The 14,393-nt window shown below is 59.9% G+C and carries 24 protein-coding genes and 1 tRNA gene; 18 read left to right on the top strand and 7 right to left on the bottom strand.

From position 1 onward, the window contains the following. Positions 1-36 precede the first annotated feature (36 nt). A complete protein-coding gene (locus tag GGR23_RS04160) occupies positions 37-252 on the bottom strand; it encodes a helix-turn-helix domain-containing protein (protein ID WP_183364823.1) in 216 nt (71 codons plus the stop codon). Positions 253-323: 71 nt separating this feature from the next. Between GGR23_RS04160 and GGR23_RS04155 the strand changes: the two genes are divergently transcribed. Beyond that, positions 324-1,043 carry an XRE family transcriptional regulator gene (locus tag GGR23_RS04155; RefSeq protein WP_183364822.1) on the top strand — a complete coding sequence of 240 codons (720 nt, stop codon included), beginning with the start codon at positions 324-326 and terminating at the stop codon, positions 1,041-1,043. Here GGR23_RS04155 and GGR23_RS23080 read toward each other — a convergent pair. Next, positions 1,028-1,291: a hypothetical protein gene (locus GGR23_RS23080; protein WP_210296834.1), complete on the bottom strand. Its 264-nt coding sequence runs from the start codon at positions 1,289-1,291 to the stop codon at positions 1,028-1,030. The two genes, GGR23_RS04155 and GGR23_RS23080, sit on opposite strands and share 16 nt — an antisense overlap. Before the next feature lie 609 nt (positions 1,292-1,900). Between GGR23_RS23080 and GGR23_RS04150 the strand changes: the two genes are divergently transcribed. The 17 genes from GGR23_RS04150 to GGR23_RS04075 all read left to right on the top strand — a co-directional run bounded on the left by GGR23_RS04150 (position 1,901) and on the right by GGR23_RS04075 (position 9,896). Next, a complete protein-coding gene (locus tag GGR23_RS04150) occupies positions 1,901-2,239 on the top strand; it encodes a hypothetical protein (protein ID WP_183364821.1) in 339 nt (112 codons plus the stop codon). 5 nt (positions 2,240-2,244) lie between these two features. Further along, complete coding sequence (locus GGR23_RS04145; protein WP_183364820.1) at positions 2,245-2,454, top strand: hypothetical protein; 210 nt, start codon at positions 2,245-2,247, stop codon at positions 2,452-2,454. Beyond that, the gene (locus GGR23_RS04140; RefSeq protein ID WP_210296832.1) at positions 2,454-2,684 is read left to right on the top strand and encodes a hypothetical protein; all 231 of its coding nucleotides are present in this window, start codon (positions 2,454-2,456) and stop codon (positions 2,682-2,684) included. Before GGR23_RS04145 ends, GGR23_RS04140 begins: the two co-directional genes overlap by 1 nt. Continuing rightward, complete coding sequence (locus GGR23_RS04135; protein WP_183364818.1) at positions 2,681-2,851, top strand: hypothetical protein; 171 nt, start codon at positions 2,681-2,683, stop codon at positions 2,849-2,851. Before GGR23_RS04140 ends, GGR23_RS04135 begins: the two co-directional genes overlap by 4 nt. Further along, entirely contained in the window at positions 2,848-2,988 is a 141-nt protein-coding gene (locus tag GGR23_RS04130; RefSeq protein WP_183364817.1) for a hypothetical protein, read from the top strand. The genes GGR23_RS04135 and GGR23_RS04130 overlap by 4 nt, the downstream gene beginning before the upstream one ends. Further along, positions 2,976-3,860: an ERF family protein gene (locus tag GGR23_RS04125; protein ID WP_246364894.1), complete on the top strand. Its 885-nt coding sequence runs from the start codon at positions 2,976-2,978 to the stop codon at positions 3,858-3,860. The genes GGR23_RS04130 and GGR23_RS04125 overlap by 13 nt, the downstream gene beginning before the upstream one ends. Then, entirely contained in the window at positions 3,853-4,482 is a 630-nt protein-coding gene (locus tag GGR23_RS04120; protein ID WP_183364816.1) for a lambda exonuclease family protein, read from the top strand. Before GGR23_RS04125 ends, GGR23_RS04120 begins: the two co-directional genes overlap by 8 nt. Then, the gene (locus GGR23_RS04115; RefSeq protein ID WP_183364815.1) at positions 4,482-5,228 is read left to right on the top strand and encodes a recombination protein NinB; all 747 of its coding nucleotides are present in this window, start codon (positions 4,482-4,484) and stop codon (positions 5,226-5,228) included. Before GGR23_RS04120 ends, GGR23_RS04115 begins: the two co-directional genes overlap by 1 nt. An 83-nt stretch (positions 5,229-5,311) precedes the next feature. Continuing rightward, complete coding sequence (locus tag GGR23_RS23395) at positions 5,312-5,437, top strand: hypothetical protein (RefSeq protein WP_281375652.1); 126 nt, start codon at positions 5,312-5,314, stop codon at positions 5,435-5,437. Between the two features lie 202 nt (positions 5,438-5,639). Continuing rightward, positions 5,640-5,831: a hypothetical protein gene (locus GGR23_RS04110; RefSeq protein ID WP_183364814.1), complete on the top strand. Its 192-nt coding sequence runs from the start codon at positions 5,640-5,642 to the stop codon at positions 5,829-5,831. Then, positions 5,832-6,206 (top strand): HNH endonuclease signature motif containing protein, encoded by a 375-nt coding sequence (locus tag GGR23_RS04105; protein ID WP_183364813.1) that lies wholly within the window; start codon positions 5,832-5,834, stop codon positions 6,204-6,206. Beyond that, the gene (locus GGR23_RS04100; RefSeq protein WP_183364812.1) at positions 6,203-7,345 is read left to right on the top strand and encodes an AAA family ATPase; all 1,143 of its coding nucleotides are present in this window, start codon (positions 6,203-6,205) and stop codon (positions 7,343-7,345) included. The genes GGR23_RS04105 and GGR23_RS04100 overlap by 4 nt, the downstream gene beginning before the upstream one ends. Next, positions 7,342-7,620 (top strand): hypothetical protein, encoded by a 279-nt coding sequence (locus tag GGR23_RS04095; protein WP_183364811.1) that lies wholly within the window; start codon positions 7,342-7,344, stop codon positions 7,618-7,620. Before GGR23_RS04100 ends, GGR23_RS04095 begins: the two co-directional genes overlap by 4 nt. Then, complete coding sequence (locus GGR23_RS04090; RefSeq protein ID WP_183364810.1) at positions 7,617-7,904, top strand: hypothetical protein; 288 nt, start codon at positions 7,617-7,619, stop codon at positions 7,902-7,904. The genes GGR23_RS04095 and GGR23_RS04090 overlap by 4 nt, the downstream gene beginning before the upstream one ends. Continuing rightward, entirely contained in the window at positions 7,897-8,178 is a 282-nt protein-coding gene (locus GGR23_RS04085; RefSeq protein WP_183364809.1) for a hypothetical protein, read from the top strand. Before GGR23_RS04090 ends, GGR23_RS04085 begins: the two co-directional genes overlap by 8 nt. Continuing rightward, positions 8,175-8,444 carry a hypothetical protein gene (locus tag GGR23_RS04080; protein WP_183364808.1) on the top strand — a complete coding sequence of 90 codons (270 nt, stop codon included), beginning with the start codon at positions 8,175-8,177 and terminating at the stop codon, positions 8,442-8,444. Before GGR23_RS04085 ends, GGR23_RS04080 begins: the two co-directional genes overlap by 4 nt. Positions 8,445-8,684: 240 nt before the next feature. Continuing rightward, positions 8,685-9,896: a tyrosine-type recombinase/integrase gene (locus GGR23_RS04075; protein WP_183364807.1), complete on the top strand. Its 1,212-nt coding sequence runs from the start codon at positions 8,685-8,687 to the stop codon at positions 9,894-9,896. Positions 9,897-9,983: 87 nt separating this feature from the next. Here GGR23_RS04075 and GGR23_RS04070 read toward each other — a convergent pair. From GGR23_RS04070 to GGR23_RS04050, 5 genes are all read right to left on the bottom strand, one after another. Next, positions 9,984-10,059: transfer RNA gene (locus GGR23_RS04070), tRNA-Lys, on the bottom strand. 127 nt (positions 10,060-10,186) lie between these two features. Beyond that, complete coding sequence (locus tag GGR23_RS04065; protein WP_183364806.1) at positions 10,187-11,098, bottom strand: PhzF family phenazine biosynthesis protein; 912 nt, start codon at positions 11,096-11,098, stop codon at positions 10,187-10,189. Between the two features lie 69 nt (positions 11,099-11,167). After that, a complete protein-coding gene (locus GGR23_RS04060) occupies positions 11,168-11,908 on the bottom strand; it encodes an NUDIX hydrolase (protein WP_183364805.1) in 741 nt (246 codons plus the stop codon). Next, positions 11,905-13,023, bottom strand: a complete 1,119-nt coding sequence (locus tag GGR23_RS04055) for an endonuclease/exonuclease/phosphatase family protein (protein WP_183364804.1) — start codon at positions 13,021-13,023, stop codon at positions 11,905-11,907. The genes GGR23_RS04060 and GGR23_RS04055 overlap by 4 nt, the downstream gene beginning before the upstream one ends. Before the next feature lie 64 nt (positions 13,024-13,087). After that, entirely contained in the window at positions 13,088-14,347 is a 1,260-nt protein-coding gene (locus GGR23_RS04050) for an aminotransferase-like domain-containing protein (RefSeq protein WP_183364803.1), read from the bottom strand. Positions 14,348-14,393: the final 46 nt, after the last annotated feature.

Below are 14,393 nucleotides of genomic sequence, written 5' to 3'. Positions count from 1 at the left end.
CAATGGCTCGCTGTGCAATGGCGTCCAGGTCGGCGCTCATTCGGATGCCTCCGCCATCGCCTGGCTCTCATGGTCTGCCAGAAGCCGGTCGATGAGCTTGAGGACAGGCCCTGACGGGTTTGCCTTGCCGTTGATCCACTTGGACACAGTGCCTTGGTCAACACCCAGTTCATCGGCGAAGCGTGGCTGGTTGAGACCCAATGTCGCCATCGCGGTCCGGATGGTTTCGGAGTGTGTAGGTTCGTGCGTCATGCACATAAGATGCATTTCGCATTCTTTCTTGTCAATGCCTATCGCATTTTTATTTTGTGCAGACTGTGCGCATGGCAGAATCAGTTGAAATTGGTAAGCGGCTCAAGGCCGCGCGTGAGCGAGCTGGGTTCAAGACCGCGAGAGCGGCCGCGGAATCCCTGGGCGTCACCTATTCGACCTATGCGCAGCACGAGAACGGTACACGCGGGATCACACGGGAGGCGGAGCTGTATGCCCGCCGATTCAAGGTCTCGCTGGACTGGTTGCTCCGTGGCAAGGGCAGCGATGCCGACACTGAGGACGAAGACGATCGTGAAGAGCCCGCGGCGTTCCGTTCTCGACCGAACGCCAGCTTCCCGCCGCGTTACGAGAGCTTCACGAGCGACGGCTACATCCCGCTGCTGGGACAGTCCGTGACCGGCCCGAACGGGCGCTTCATCCTCAATGGTGCCGAGGTGGGCCGACTATTCGTTCCGCCGATGCTCGAGGGCGTCGAGGGCGCTTACGCGGTGCGCGTTTACGGCACGTCTATGGAGCCGCGGTTCAAGGCTGGCGAAACCGTTTGGATTAATCCCAATGAGCCGGTTCGGACTGGTGACGATGTCGTCGTGCAGATCGTCACCGACGAAGAGAACGGCCGCGAGAGCTACATCAAGGAATTCCGCTCGCAGTCATCGAAAGTCACCAGGCTATGGCAGCACAACCCCGAAGAGGGCGAAGCGAACGAACTCACCTTCGACACCAAGCAGGTGTTCTCGGTGCACAAGATCGTGTTTCACGCCACAGTGTAGACTGACTCGGCCACCCAAGTCGGGCGGATCGTCAAGTTTCTGGCTGACACCGGCACCTTCGGGCACTCGCTGCAGCGGATTTTCCGGCAGAGCTGCATGTAGTTGTGGACGCCCAGCGCAGCGGCTTTCTTCAGGCTGTTCAGGTCCAGGACGCGGGAATGGCCGCAATCATCACACGCCACGTATAGGCTCGCAAGCTCGACAACCAGGCGCATAGCGTTTGGGTGATCGACTGGAGCACGCGACATGATCATCTCCTGTTTGTTCTCATTCCGTTCACGGATTTAAAAGCAGGAGTCACGGTTAGAGTCGAGTCGGTTTTTTTGGTTCGGTTGCAATTTCAACCATTGACAAAACTGATGCCATTGAAATCACAGATATTTCTTATCGAGAATTACCACCTCAAGAAGAGTATTAAACCTCTATTGAAATTCAGGTTATGAACCCGAGAAAAGGGAGGGAGACAAGCAAAGCTCCCCCTACCCCTCAGGACAACCTGAAAGGCAGGAGGAGCGTTTGCATTCGGCTTGAACCGTCGGTCGGTCGGTCGAATTAGCAGGTCCGCCTCTCGGTCGTCCCGTCCTCATTTTCTGGCAGCACAGTAGGACTTTCGCTCCCCGCGCCTCGGGCTTCACCAGCTCGGGGATTGCACCCGGTCGCCCGTCGATTTGCAATCCATAATATCGCCTCGTGACGCCGGTCAAACAAAAAGAATGCTTTTTGCATCTTTTTCTTCTTGACGCATAAGAATGCATAATGCATCTTACCTCCATCAGCCAAGCAGATCGCCCACGGGCTGAAGACGCAAGGCGAGGCGGGACAGGTTCAGCATTCCCGCCATTTCAAGGGGATTTCCGATGCACTCGCATGAAAAGCTCAAGATCGAAGCGCTCGCCGAGACGATCAAGGATCTGAACGAGATCATCGTGAAGGTCCGCAATCTGCACGCGGCCGGCAAGGCGGCGCCGAACGCATCGGCCCGTTACCTTGGCTACCTGCGCCACGCGGCCGCTCTTCGTGAAGCTCTCGCTCAGGCCGGCCACCCCGACGTGCTGGCATCTTCACTTTCCCCAATCCCGTTCCGCAACCAGCTTGTCGGCATCACCGACGAGCAGCGGAAATCTCTGGAATGGAAAGGCGTGTTCGACGGCTTCCCGTTCCCCGCCCCTGTTCAATTCCTCGAAGCTGCGGAGTGATCGCGATGCAGAAGGAAGTCAATTTCACCGAGGTCGAGATCCACGCGACGGAAATCGCGAAGCGGTCATTCGCCATGGGCTGGGTCGATCCGTCCGACGCCCGGCACATGAACGACGAGATCGACCAGCGTTTTCGCCGGCTGGCATCGGCGCTCGGCTACAGCGTCCAGCGCCGCGAGCTCGTCAAGGCCTCGGCAGTGTCGGAGGCCGCGTGATGACAAAGCACCACGAACGCGCCTTCCCGCTTCACCCCGGGATTCTTCCTGAATGGCAGGATAACGCCGGCATGACAAAGCGCGAATATTTCGCGGGTCTGGCTATGCAGGGGCTGCTCGGGTCCAACGGCAATGACGGCACGTACATGCGAGCGAACGAGATCGTCCGCGAGGCAGTCTGGTACGCCGACGCCCTCATTGCCGAGCTGGCGAAAGGCGGTGAGGCATGAGCCGCCCGAAGCTTTCCGGCGGGGAAACCGTTCGGGTTCAAGTCAAGATCTCTGACGCGCAGCTCGAAGCAATAAACGACTGGCGCTTCCAGAACCGTATCTCGACGCTTTCCGAGGCGATCCGCAAGCTGTGCGAAATCGGCGTGCAGACCGGCGGTGACGCATGACCGCCACCCTCCGCAGCACCGCCCTATTCACCCTCATTTCCGCTCTGTCCCTCGCCGCTGTTCTCGCACGCGCCGAGGCCATTCAGAAGCGCGCAGACATCATCGACCAAGAGGCCCGCATCACATGGAGCCGTTGATCGAAATCCCCGGAAACGAACAGCACATCGGCGAACTGAGCAACTCGGTTCTGGCCGCAGCGAAACGCAACATGGAGGCACATCGAATGGGAAACGCAGTCGAAATCCAAGCCCCTTCGCAAACTGCAGTAGCACCTGCGGTCAACGACAGCGCCGCCGTAATTCATATGATCGAGCGTGCTGCATTGGACCCTAATGTGGACATCGACAAGATGGAGCGCCTTCTGCAGATGCAGGAGCGGATCATGGCGAGAAACGCTAAGGCTGCCTTCGATGCTGCATTTGCAGACATGCAGAAGGAGCTGCCCGTTATCAACGAGCGCGGCGGCATCAAGGACCGCAACGGGAATGTGCAGAGCAAGTATGCGCTCTGGGAAGACATCAACGAGGCGATAAAGCCAATCTTGGCCAGGCATGGCTTCGGCATCAGCTTCCGAACTGGGAAACGTGATGGGCACATTGTCGTAACCGGTGTCCTGGCCCACAGGGAAGGCCACCGGGAAGAAACCGAGATGGAATTGCCCGCTGATACCAGCGGCAGCAAGAATGCTGTTCAAGCGGTCGGATCATCCACCAGCTACGGCAAGCGATACACGGCAGGCGCACTGCTGAATCTCACAAGCCGCGGTGAAGACGATGATGGGCATGCAGCTGGAGTAGCCAACGTTCAGGTGATCAATGAGGAGCAGTTCTTGGCCCTCAACCAGTTGATCGAAGAGGCAGACCTAGACAAGGTTGCTTTTTGCGAGCACTGGCGCATCGATAGCGTGAAGGAACTGCCGGCCGGAAAGTTCAACGACGCTGTTGCATCCCTCCGCCGCCGTATTGCCTACCGGGCGCAGCAGAGCGCTGTGAGGTCGGCCAATGCTTGAGACCGTCCAGCGCACCGACGAATGGTTCCGCGTGAGGCTCGGAAAGGTAACTGCCTCTCGCATCGCAGACGCCACAGCCCGCACTAAGACGGGCTGGGGCGCAAGCCGGGCGAACTACATGGCCGAGCTGCTTTGCGAGCGCCTGACTGGAGAGCCACGCGAAAGCTTCACCAATGCGGCCATGCAGTGGGGAACTGACATGGAGCCAGAAGCTCGGAGGCTCTACGAGTTCATGACCGGCCAGGATGTTGTCGAGGTAGGTTTTGTCGACCACCCGCGCATTGCGATGTCTGGCGCTTCGCCGGATGGCCTTGTCGGTGAACTCGGGCTTGTCGAGATCAAATGCCCGAACACCGCAACCCACATAGAGACGCTTCTCGGAGCAGAGATCGACGGGAAGTACCTCAAGCAGATGCAATGGCAGATGGCCTGCACAAAGCGCGGCTGGTGCGATTTCGTGTCTTATGACCCGAGGCTGCCGGAGAGCATGCAGATCCACATCCAGCGCGTCACGGCAGACCACGCTTTCATCTCCAAGCTGGAAATCGATGTCTCAGACTTCCTGATCGAGTTGGAAGACAAGGAGGCTGCGCTCCGGGCCAAGTATGGGGATGCCGCGTAATGGACCGCGCTCTTTTTGTGCTGAACAGTCACGAAGACAAGGCCGCAGCCATCCGCATAATCCAAGGCGCGTCCAAGGGCTGCCGAGTCGAAATCAAGGCAACGAAGCGCAGCCTTCCGCAAAACGATTTGATGTGGGCGCTGCTGACAGAGGTTTCCAGGCAGCTTGACCATGCGGGCCGGAAGTACGAGCCGGCAGAATGGAAGGCAATATTTCTGCACGCCTTCGGCCGGGAGATCACCTTCCTGCCGAGCCTCGACAAGAAGACCTTTCTGCCAATCGAGCTGTCATCGTCAGACCTGTCGAAGGACGAGATGACCGAGTTTCTGGAATTCATCATCAAGGAAGGCACCGAGCGCGGCGTGGTGTTCAACCTGAACGCAGATACCAAAACGGACGAGAGTGAACCCTGCACCTCGTCCGGGGAGGCCGAAGATCCGCCCCCGTCTTCGGCCTCCAACCTTACAAGCAGCGACCGCATCCACCTGGTGGATCTTGCCCGCAAGGGCCTGTCTACGGCGCGGGAGAAGAGCCTCCCGCCTGGCGATCGGTTGGCACTCGTCGGGCAGATGTCGGCAAACCTTGTTTCACACCTGTCGCGGGCTGCCGAGGGACAACTGAAATCAGCCGTGGCGGCGATCAGGGCCGTTATCAACGAGCAGCGGACGGAAGAACAGGCCATCGCATGGTTCGCAGAGGTTCTCGACTGCTCTCCGGAGCATCTGAAGCCGAGGAGCGCACAATGACCTGCCCTGCCCGCCAGTTTGATTGCGGCTGCCCGGATGGGTGCTGCCAGATACCCATATATGAAATCCTTGAGGCCTCGCGTGTGGCAAGCACGGCGCGGGTTCTCATCCTCTCCATCATCGCCGGTCTTGTTGTCTGGGCTGCCAGCTTTGGCGCGATCAGCATGGCACGGCTCGATCAGCAGGAAACGCAGGAGGCTGCACGATGACACAGGTTAAGTCCTGCAGAACATGTGTGCATAGAACATGGGACGGACGATGCGAGCGCGTCGGTTGGTTTTGCAAAGTTGAGCTAATGTTCGGCGGGAATTGTTGCCGTGTAGGAGAACTTAGGCTGTGGCAGCGCCGCCCGACCCTGGCTGAGAAGGTTCTGTCGTTCTTTGGCTTATCCAAGGCGGAAGGCGGTGAACCATGAGATGGCTCGACCGCATCACCTTCGAAATCTGCACATGGTGGACCGGCGTACGCATGCGACGGGCCAACCCGCGCATACGGTCGCTTGAGACCCAGATTGCAGCCGCACGCCGCGCACACAAGCCGCGCCGTCACCTCATCAAGGAACTGCGCGATATCAAGACGCAGATGATCAGGGAGGGCGCGTGAATGGCCCGGAAGGAGTTCTCCAAGCACACCAAGCGAGAGGCCCTGAAACGCTCTGGGATGGCCTGTGAGGCCGTTGGCAAGATGTACGGGTTGCCAGATGGACAGCGCTGCTGCGCCCCGCTCGGCTCAGGCGTGCAGTTCGACCACATCATCATGGATGCTAACTCCAAGGACAACAGCCTGGAGAACTGCGCGGCAGTTTGCATCCGTTGCCACAAGCACAAGACCACCAAGCACGACATCCCGATGGCCGCAAAGACGGTGCGGATGCAGGACAAGGCGCTCGGCATCAAGAAGCCGTCCAGCTTTCGCAAGCCACCGGCAGACATGAAATTCAATTGGGCCAAAGGCCGATATGAAAGGGTCGAGCAATGACCGTGACTGATGAAATCAAGTGCTGCGCCTGCGAAGATAACCCGAAGGCACCGAACATTCCATGCGCCATTTGTGGTTCCGCCGCCCTATCCGCGCAGCCTGCCGGCATCAGCCGTGCGCTGATGGGTAAAATCATCGACGAGGTTTTTGATGGCGCGCTGGAAGACGCCTCGGTGATCGAGGATATCTATCGCGTCATCGTGCGAGAGGCAGCCCTATCCGTGCAGCCTGCCGAGGCGGTAAAGCCGCTGGAGTGGAAAGAAGGCGCTTCTGGAACCTACACGGAAGTAGCTGAAAGCGTGTTCGGGCACTATTCTGTTTGGGAGATCGATGGGACTGGATGTTGGGCACCTTGGAAGCAAGGATCAGGAATTCTCGTTGACGGTGGGATTGCAGGAGCCAAAGCCGCCGCCCAAGCCGATTACGAGCGTCGCATCCTGTCCGCCCTCACCACCCCGCCCACCGATCTCCGGGAGGAGAACGAGCGGCTGACGGAATCTTTGCGCATTGCTCAGGGCATCACCGATGCGGCTATCGAGGATTACAACGACACGCTCTCTCGCGCCACCACCGCAGAGCAGCGCGTGAAGGCGCTGGAGGAGGAGAACGAGCGGCTTCGGCAGCAGGTTGCCGAACTTGACGGAGAGGCGAAAGAGGAGAGCCTGTGGCGGTTCTGGAACGGGAAGGCTCGCAACCTTGCAGACGCACTCACAACGGCTCGATCTGAAATCACCCGCCTCGAAACCGCATCCAATGCAGCAAACAGGGAGGCACGTATGCTTGCGCAAGCCATGCATGAGCAGTCGTATCCACATGTTGCGGAATGGCAGATGCTTGATGATACGGCTGGCATCATCACTCAAATCAGCAACATGGCTGCCGGCATACGAGACCGCGCCACCGCCGCCGAAGCCTCCCTCTCCCAAGCAATCAAGGAACGGGATAAGGCGGTGGAGGAGACGCGCGAAGAATGCGCCGCGCTCATTGATGTCATGCTCTCCGAGACGCTGTGGAAAACGCGTGATTGGGCACGCGGAGCGTTAACGATAGCCGCTCGCGCTATCCGTCGTGGCCGTCACCTGACGGTGCAGGAGAAGGCAAAGAATGCTCTCGAATGGATCGAAGGCGGTGAGGCATGAGCGGGACGCCGGAAAACCACTGGACAGACCAGCGCGAAGTAAGGACGTACGGAGACAACCACCCCCTGCACAGTCAAGAAGCCGCATGGGATGGGCATCGTTCCGTTCGGCTGGCAGTCGATGACATTGGCCTCGCCACAACAGCATACTCCTACAAGCTGAGCTACGAGGAACTGAGGGAAGCAGCAGAACGTATCGCTTTGTTGTGGAACTTACATCGCGACAAAACTAACGCCGAATTGCGTCTAGCCGCCCTGAAGGGAGGTGAGGCGTGAGCGGCGGTGGGAACATAATCGAGAAGCTGGCAATGACGCTGGAGGATGGCCGGCAGGTCGTTCGCTATCACGTCATCTCTCAATATCGCCCAGGCTGGTTTGACGAAACATACGTCTACGCAGAGCCATCAGAGGATGAACCGCAGCTCGGAGAGGCTCTTTGGTGGGGCGGCGAGCAGACCATCTATTTCGGAGCCAACGACAGCAAGAGGCTGACAAAGGTCGGGTATTCGTTCAGCCCAGACGCCCGAGCCGCCCTGAAGGGAGGTGAGGCCAATGACTGACCGCTACAGGGAGGCCACAACGCTTTATCAGAACGCGCTCGATGCCGATCACCGCACCTCCACGGACGCGGCGATAACACTCATCGCCACCGCCCTCTCCGACGCATACGAGGCAGGACGGCGGGAAGAGCGGGAGGCGTGTGCGGAGGTGGCCGACAACGAAAAAGCGGCATGGGATGGAGACTTATCGATTATGGCATTTTCGGCGCGGAAAGCCGCCGAAGATATCGCCGCAGCTATCCATGCCCGTGCCATTGAGGATGTGAAGAAATGAGCAAGCGCAAGATTGAAGCGGCGCTTCGTCGCAAGGGTTTGTCATGTTCTGTGCTCGCGTATGGGCAGCATATTTGCCCCGGCGAAGTGGTGGCAGCATGGACCATAGAGCTTGATGGAGAAAGCGAAGAGTTGATCTACGCCGTTGACCCGGATTTCGATGATTACGAACCAGACTGCTTCAACACTGAAGAAGCATTGGAGTGGGTAGGCACACTCCCAGATTGCCGCGCCGCCGCCATCCGCAGCAGGGAGGGCAGGGAGTGAGCACGCGTCGATCTCCAACGTTCCCCGCCGGTAGCTGGCCGCCCCGCATGAACGCAGAAATGGCAGCTGGCTATTGCGGAGAGAAGCATGTCGAGGATTTCCTCGAGCGTGTCGGAAGTGTCTACCCGCTCCCCCGGGTCGTTGACAGCACTCGCCGGAAGTTTTGGTATCGAGACGACCTCGATAGGGCGATGAAACTGCATGTCGTGGAAGTCTCATCAGGAATAGGAGCAAGGTTCCGTGACAAGATCAGGGAAAAGCGGAACAGTAGCGCTGCCTAGGCATGTTCACCGGGTCACAAAGCGCTCGAAGCGCGGCTCGGTGACCGTGTACACGTTCTATACCAGAAACCGGAACACGGCCGCTGCTTGGCCGTCCATTGCCCTTCCTGAGCCATTGGAGCCCACCTTCACCCCGCGCCTAGCGGTCTGCGAGGCGCTGGATCGTGATTCCAAGGGTTTCGTTCTGGACGGGAAAAGACTTCCGGATCACAGGGACAAGGCATTCTGGCCGGCGGCCGAGAAGGCATTCTCCGCCTTCGTCAAGCGCGGCCGCGAAGGCATCCGCGATTTCAAATCGCTGGTGGAGGCGTTCCAAGATGAAACCAACCCTCATTGGTCGAGCCTGTCCGCATCCACCAAGCGCGGATACAAGGCGTCGGGCAAAATGATAATCGAATTGGTTGGAGATGAGCTGCCGTCCGATCTGACGACGGTAGACGCACAGTTGATGATCGATGAGCTTGGCGACACGCCGGCGACCGCAAACCAGTTCCGTGCCTTCCTTTCGCGCCTGATGGCCTGGGGCGTCCCGAGAGGATACTGCACGAGCAACCCGGTTGAACATACAGAGAAGATCCCGGGGACTGAGCCCTGGGTGCCGTGGCCCAACTGGGCGTTCGAGCTCCTTCTAGAGCACGCGCCGTTCCACCTCCAGATGATCGCCATGTCAGCCTTCTTCACCGGCCAGCGCCAAGGCGATGTTCTGGCGATGGTGAAGCCGAAGGCCGGCGAGAACACGATTGCGGTGCGGGCCCAGAAGACAAAGAAGACGGTCTGGATACCAATACATTCCGCCTACCGGCAGTGGATCGATCGTGTTCCGACGAACGACAGCGTTATGCTCCACGCCGGCGCCCGCGCAACGCACTACAAGACTGCGGACGGATTTCGGACAGAATGGCAGAAGCTCATGGAGCGTGACGAGTTCAAGCCGTTCCGGGAGAACCGAATCGTCTTCCATGGCCTGCGGAAGAATGCCGTGATCAATTTGCTGGAAGTGGGCTGCACCGAAAATCAGGTGGGAGCGATCTGCAACATGTCAGCGCAGATGGTGCAGCATTATGGGCGAGAGGTGGCTTTGCGCAGCCTTGCCCGAGACGCGATGAAGCTGATGGAAGCCCGCTGGAGCGAGATCGAACCGGAAGCTTTCAAGAACAAGAACGGAAAGTGAATTGGAAACGGTTTCCAATCTAGACAAACCGCGATGGGCGAAAGCCCCAAAGGGGCTCAAATAATGTCAACTATTTCAGAGAGTTAATGGTGGGTGATGTAGGGCTCGAACCTACGACCCGCTGATTAAGAGTCAGCTGCTCTACCAACTGAGCTAATCACCCGTCCGCCCGTCGCCGTGGCGTGATGGGGCGTATAAACAGGATGAGCGGGCTTGTCCAGCGCATCGTCGAAAAAAATTCGTCACAAACTGAACTTTTTACCGAACATCCTGTTTTTGCTCACCTTTTCTCAGAGATGCAGCTGACCCTCGGCAATGCACACCGCATGTCCGCCGATCCGCGCGTTCTCCACCTTGCCCTGCGCGGCATCGATGTGAAGATGGATGTAGGAGGGCCGGCCCATTTCCACGCCCTGCTCTATCAGCGTGCTGTGATGACCGTCCGGAAGGGCGTCGAAGCGGTGTATGGCCCCCGAGAGTGCTGCCGCCGCAGAACCCGTGGCAGGATCTTCGGAAATCCCCATGTCCGTGGTGAACATGCGCGCATGGAAGCGGGCAGCATGATAAATGCCGCCACGGCAGTAGATATAGGCGGAAGCGAGGTGGCCTTCGGCAAAGGGCGCCACCTTCTCCCACAGCTGCGGATCGAACTCGATGCGTTCCGCGACCCCCACGTCATGCACGGGAACGAGAAGGAAGGGCACGCCGGCGCTCCACAGCGACGGCAGGTGATTCTCGAAGCCGATTTCCGTGCTCTTGATCCCCAGCGCGTCGGCCAGCCCTTCGCGAGGCGGCCCTCCTCCCAGCTGCACCGAACGCCGCGGCAGATCGAATTCGGCGAAACTGGCGCCCCCGCTGGAAAGACGCACCGCACAACGCACCGGCCCGACCTGTTCCTCCAGAACACTGACCATGCCGACCGCAGGCACTGCCCCTGCCCGCTCGGCAATGGCAATGGCGGCTCCGACCGTGGGGTGACCGGCAAACGGCAGTTCCCGGGCCGGCGTGAAGATCCGGAGGCTGGCGCTGTGCAGCGGATTTTCCGGCGTTCGCACGAAGACCGTCTCCGACAGGTTGAATTCGCGCGCCACGGATTGCATGGCCTGATCGCTCAGTCCGTCGCTGTCAAAGACGACCGCCAGGGGATTTCCCTCAAGCCGCCGTTCCGTGAAGACGTCGTAGATGCGATAGGACCGGGTCATGCACTTCTCCTTGATCATGTCGGGGCACAAGGTGCCCGACCGCAGGAGCGAGTTCAAGAGCAGCCGGTGTCAACTGCGGTGGAACACCATATCGAGCAACGGCAGCATGAACTGGCTGTAGCGATGGGTCTGCGGATCCGCGCTGCGGATCGCAAGGATGTCGTCGATTTCCTGCTCGCTGTCCTGGGCCATGTGGGCACGCACCCGGGCCTCCAGGTCGGCGGCCGTTTCCCGAAAACGGTAGAACCGGAACATCATCAGCGTGTTGAGGCGAAACGCGCCGAACATGCACGGGTCTTCTTCCGCCTCCGAGAGATCGAGCCCCGTTTCCTCGCGAACCTCGCGATGCATGTTGCCGCGCAGGTCGACGATGCCGTCACGCACGTCTTCCGCCTCCAGCGATCCGGCGGCACAATAGACGAGACCGGGATTGGCGGTCTTCGGCCCCATGCGGATGGCCATCAGAGCGCCGTCTGCCGTCAGCGGCACGGCCCAGGAAAAGGCATGGAACCCGCCGGCCCTGTCAGGCTGCTTCCTCCACCAGAGATGCGTGGCATAGGGCACGCAATGACCAAGCGCTTCAAGCCTGTCACCGGAAAGAGACATGCTGCGCAGCAGGATCATTTCGCCATTGTAGAGAAAGGGATTGCGGGCCACCTCGGCCTGCCAGTTGGCGACGATCTCCTCCCGCCGTTCGACATAGAGGGGATGAGGATCCGGGGAAACACGAATGCTTGCGGAGGCGAGCGGAAAGACCGAGCCGTCGGCGGGAAAACCCGTTGCGAGCCTTTCGAGCAGCATCTGGTTCATGAAAGATCGATCTCCATCACCACGGGGCAATGATCGGACGCCTTCGGCCTGTCCCATCCGATGCGGGGGTAACGCTCCACTTCCTGCCCGGGCGGAAACACGGTGCGATGCGGCTGGCCACCCCGGACGATCTCCGGCAGCCGGCCCGCATTGATCCTAGCAAGCGCGGGCGACAGCCAGATGTAATCCAGCTGGCAGAGGTGCCGGTCCTCGGGACCGCGGGCGTGGTAATGGGTCCACCGGTCGAGCGGAGCACGGCGCTCCACCACATTCTCGGCGAAACCGCCGGCGGCCAGAACCGTCAGCGCAGAACCGGGCACCGCTTCCGGCGTGAATCTGTAGCCGCTCCGCCGATCGCCGGTCACGGTGACCTGCTCCATGAAATCGTTCATGTCGCCGCAGATGGCAAAATTCGCCCGTTTCACCCCATCCGGACCAAAGCGCTTCTCGATGATTCCCCGGACCGCTGCCGCCTCCGCCCGCCGGACGGGAAGGGTCGGGTCGCTTCCTGCCGCACCCGGTGGCAGACCGCGGGTGCCTCCCTTCGATTTGAAGTGCACCACGTAGACGGTTAGCGGCCGGCCGCCCACCTTGATGTCGATTTCCAGACAATCCCGGCGGAAGATGCGGTTCTCGGGCTTTTCGAGCGGAGCGAGATCGGAGGAAAAGAGGTTTGCCTCCTCGTAGGTCAGATGGGCATGGCTGCGGATGGTGACGAACTCGATGGCCTCGCCGTCCGCTGTGCGGTCCCGCATCATGACCGCGACGTCGATGCCCCGGCTGTCATTGCCTTCGATCAGATACTTGTGCTGGTAGCCATTGCCGACCATGCGAAACAGGTAGTTTGCTTCGAAGGCCGTCAGCGCATCGAGGCTCTCCACCTCCTGGAGGCAGATCATGTCGGAAAAGGTATCGGCGATGGCCAGTGCGGTCTGCTGGCGGGTGTCGTCGGTGGCGGCCACGACGCGGGCCACCTCCATTTCGCGGTAGACCGCCTCGTTTCTGATATCGAGGAGACGCAAGGTCCTGTCCTGCCGCAGTTCGTTGCGGAAGCCGGAGAAATCGAACCGCGTCAGCAGGTTCTCAACGTTGAATGTCGCCAGTCTGAAGGCCATAGCGCGATTCTCTCCCTGTCAGGCGCACCATCGATAAGGAGAAAATCATGAAGAACAATAAAAATCAGCCTGCCGCCTTCATGGCCAGGCTGGCGGCATCGAGGATCACGCTCCGCAATAGCCGACCGAGACGCGCCATGCCTTCCTCGATCATGTCGGGGCTCGCGCAGGAGAAGCTGAGGCGCAGCGTGTTTGCCCCGGAACCATCCGCGTGGAAGGCCTGGCCGGGCACGAAGGCAACCTTCTCCGTTTCGAGAGAGCGGGCGAGAAGCGCCGCCCCGTCAAGCCCTTCCGGCAAGGTGACCCAGACGAACATGCCGCCCTCCGGCCTTGTCCAGCGCACGCCCTGCGGCATGTGTTTCTCGAGCGCTGCCAGCAGCAGGTCGCGACGGGCGCGATAGGCCGTGCGGATCTTGGCCACCTGCTCCTCGAAGATGTCGGGCACGACCTCGGCAATCGCCATCTGGTTGATGGTGGACGAATGCAGATCGGCGGCCTGCTTCACCAGTACCAGCTTGCGGATGACGGGCTTTGCCGCCACCACGAAGCCGACGCGCAGCCCGGGGGCAAGGGTCTTGGAAAAACTGCCGCTGTAAAGCGTGCGGGTGTTCTCGATGTCGCCGCCGTTGCGGGCGATGTCGAGGGCCAGGATGGGCAGTACCGGCTCGCCGTCGTAGCGGAGCGACTGATAGGCCGCATCCTCGATGACCGCGATGTCCATCTCGGCGGCGAGATCGAGCAGGTGCAGGCGAGCCTGCCGGCTGAGCGTCTCTCCGGTCGGGTTGGAAAAGTCCGCCGTGACATAGGCGAACTTCACGCGCCCGCCATCCCGGACGGCGGCAGCCTGGCGCTGATAGTCCTCCGGCGTGCGGTTGCCCATCGGGATCAAGCGGTCATAGACGGGTTCGTAGGCATTGAAAGCCTGAAGCGCGCCGAAATAGGTCGGCCAGGTGACCAGCGCCGTATCGCCCGGCGAGAGGAACAGTTTGCCGAGGTAATCCAGAACCTGCTGGGAACCGGAGGTGATCAGGATGTTGTCGACGGTGCAGGGAATGCCGATCTTTGCCATTTCCCCCACAAGCCATTCCCGAAGGGGACGGTAGCCCTCGCTGACGGAATATTGCAGTGCGGAGGACGCGGCACCGCCATTCATGATCTTTGCGTAAGCAGCACTGACCTTTTCAGCTGGAAACAGTGCGGGGTCGGGAATTCCACCGGCGAAGGAAATGATGTCTGGACGCTCGAGAAGCTTCAGAAGCTCCCGGATTTCCGAGGCTTTCATGCGCGAGGCGCGGCTTGCGAAGATGTTTTCCCATTGCAGCATGATGCGGCTCCTCTTCCCCGTGATGGGAAAAGTTGATCACGCAGAG

This window comes from Gellertiella hungarica (assembly GCF_014197145.1).
Lineage (GTDB): Bacteria > Pseudomonadota > Alphaproteobacteria > Rhizobiales > Rhizobiaceae > Gellertiella > Gellertiella hungarica.
Note: the sequence above shows the minus strand (reverse complement) of the source record. Positions and strands in the feature narration are given on the sequence as shown.

Bases quoted from the DNA above. Each gene is read 5' to 3' on its own strand.
- GGR23_RS04160 (WP_183364823.1), bottom strand. From the start codon at position 252: ATGACGCACGAACCTACACACTCCGAAACCATCCGGACCGCGATGGCG.
- GGR23_RS04155 (WP_183364822.1), top strand. From the start codon at position 324: ATGGCAGAATCAGTTGAAATTGGTAAGCGGCTCAAGGCCGCGCGTGAG.
- GGR23_RS23080 (WP_210296834.1), bottom strand. From the start codon at position 1,291: ATGTCGCGTGCTCCAGTCGATCACCCAAACGCTATGCGCCTGGTTGTC.
- GGR23_RS04150 (WP_183364821.1), top strand. From the start codon at position 1,901: ATGCACTCGCATGAAAAGCTCAAGATCGAAGCGCTCGCCGAGACGATC.
- GGR23_RS04145 (WP_183364820.1), top strand. From the start codon at position 2,245: ATGCAGAAGGAAGTCAATTTCACCGAGGTCGAGATCCACGCGACGGAA.
- GGR23_RS04140 (WP_210296832.1), top strand. From the start codon at position 2,454: ATGACAAAGCACCACGAACGCGCCTTCCCGCTTCACCCCGGGATTCTT.
- GGR23_RS04135 (WP_183364818.1), top strand. From the start codon at position 2,681: ATGAGCCGCCCGAAGCTTTCCGGCGGGGAAACCGTTCGGGTTCAAGTC.
- GGR23_RS04130 (WP_183364817.1), top strand. From the start codon at position 2,848: ATGACCGCCACCCTCCGCAGCACCGCCCTATTCACCCTCATTTCCGCT.
- GGR23_RS04125 (WP_246364894.1), top strand. From the start codon at position 2,976: ATGGAGCCGTTGATCGAAATCCCCGGAAACGAACAGCACATCGGCGAA.
- GGR23_RS04120 (WP_183364816.1), top strand. From the start codon at position 3,853: ATGCTTGAGACCGTCCAGCGCACCGACGAATGGTTCCGCGTGAGGCTC.
- GGR23_RS04115 (WP_183364815.1), top strand. From the start codon at position 4,482: ATGGACCGCGCTCTTTTTGTGCTGAACAGTCACGAAGACAAGGCCGCA.
- GGR23_RS04110 (WP_183364814.1), top strand. From the start codon at position 5,640: ATGAGATGGCTCGACCGCATCACCTTCGAAATCTGCACATGGTGGACC.
- GGR23_RS04105 (WP_183364813.1), top strand. From the start codon at position 5,832: ATGGCCCGGAAGGAGTTCTCCAAGCACACCAAGCGAGAGGCCCTGAAA.
- GGR23_RS04100 (WP_183364812.1), top strand. From the start codon at position 6,203: ATGACCGTGACTGATGAAATCAAGTGCTGCGCCTGCGAAGATAACCCG.
- GGR23_RS04095 (WP_183364811.1), top strand. From the start codon at position 7,342: ATGAGCGGGACGCCGGAAAACCACTGGACAGACCAGCGCGAAGTAAGG.
- GGR23_RS04085 (WP_183364809.1), top strand. From the start codon at position 7,897: ATGACTGACCGCTACAGGGAGGCCACAACGCTTTATCAGAACGCGCTC.
- GGR23_RS04080 (WP_183364808.1), top strand. From the start codon at position 8,175: ATGAGCAAGCGCAAGATTGAAGCGGCGCTTCGTCGCAAGGGTTTGTCA.
- GGR23_RS04065 (WP_183364806.1), bottom strand. From the start codon at position 11,098: ATGACCCGGTCCTATCGCATCTACGACGTCTTCACGGAACGGCGGCTT.
- GGR23_RS04060 (WP_183364805.1), bottom strand. From the start codon at position 11,908: ATGAACCAGATGCTGCTCGAAAGGCTCGCAACGGGTTTTCCCGCCGAC.
- GGR23_RS04055 (WP_183364804.1), bottom strand. From the start codon at position 13,023: ATGGCCTTCAGACTGGCGACATTCAACGTTGAGAACCTGCTGACGCGG.
- GGR23_RS04050 (WP_183364803.1), bottom strand. From the start codon at position 14,347: ATGCTGCAATGGGAAAACATCTTCGCAAGCCGCGCCTCGCGCATGAAA.